Origin of the sequence: Mesorhizobium sp. M7D.F.Ca.US.004.01.2.1 (assembly GCF_003997785.1) — a bacterium.
Classification (GTDB): domain Bacteria; phylum Pseudomonadota; class Alphaproteobacteria; order Rhizobiales; family Rhizobiaceae; genus Mesorhizobium; species Mesorhizobium loti.
Genome location: NZ_RZRQ01000698.1, coordinates 1 through 912, shown reverse-complemented (window position 1 = coordinate 912; position 912 = coordinate 1). Strand labels below are relative to the sequence as shown.

The 912-nt window shown below is 59.4% G+C and carries 1 protein-coding gene and 1 pseudogene; both read right to left on the bottom strand.

Annotated elements, in window-relative coordinates; all coding sequences use genetic code 11:
• Positions 1–127: pseudogene (locus EN993_RS36265) on the bottom strand (electron transfer flavoprotein subunit beta/FixA family protein); the annotation flags it as partial.
• A gap of 46 nt (positions 128–173) precedes the next feature.
• Positions 174–912: aminomethyltransferase family protein (locus EN993_RS36260; RefSeq protein WP_164758076.1), on the bottom strand; the 739-nt coding region annotated here is incomplete at its 5' end.

The window sequence follows — 912 nt, the reverse complement described above, 5'->3', positions numbered from 1 at the left end:
CCGCGATCTCGTCGACCGGGTTCATCGCCATCTTGACGTTGGCGAGCTCCACCGCCGAACCATCAGCCTTCACGCGAACCTTGACGTTCGCATCCACAACCCGCTTCACGGGCACAAGGATCTTCATAGCTCATCCTTTCGGGAGTTTCGGTGACTTTCCAACACCTGCACGATCACATGCGGGCGCGCTTGGCTTCCGGGTCGTAGGGCGACTCCGTGATCACGCGCGCCCTGCGACGCTCGCCAAGGATCGGCACTACGAGTTCAGTGCCGGGAACGGCAAGGTCGGTTGGAAGAAGGGCGATGGCTACGTCGTAACCCAGTGTGTAGGAGTAAGTGCCCGAGGTGATGCGACCGACGAGGCTGCCCTGGTGGTAGACACCCTCGTGAATCAGCGAGCTTGCTTCGTCGGTGTCGATCGAAAGCGTGACCGAGCGGCGAGCGATCCCCCTTTCCTTCTCCTTAACAAGGGCATCGCTACCGATGAAATTACCCTTGTCGAGTCGGATGAAGCGGTCGAGGTTGCTTTCCCAAGCGGAAAGCTCCGGGTTCATGTCACGATACATTGCCCGATAGGATTTTTCGAGGCGCAATGATTCCAGCGCATGCATGCCGATCAGGCGAAGGCCATGTGATTCCCCCGATGCGAGCAGCGCATCCAGCAGATGCCTCTGGTAGCAGAGTGGATGGTAGAGTTCCCAGCCGAGCTCACCTTCGTAATTGACGCGGAGCATTCGAACGTCGCTGGCGAGCCCAACCGTGCCCGATTTCACGCCGAACCATGGGAACGCGTCATTCGAAAGATCGATCTCCGTCAACGGTTGCAGCACGTCGCGCGCCTTCGGGCCTACGATGGTAAAGCAGCCCCGGTCATTGGTGACGTTGCGGAGATGGACGCTGCCGTCTTTCGGC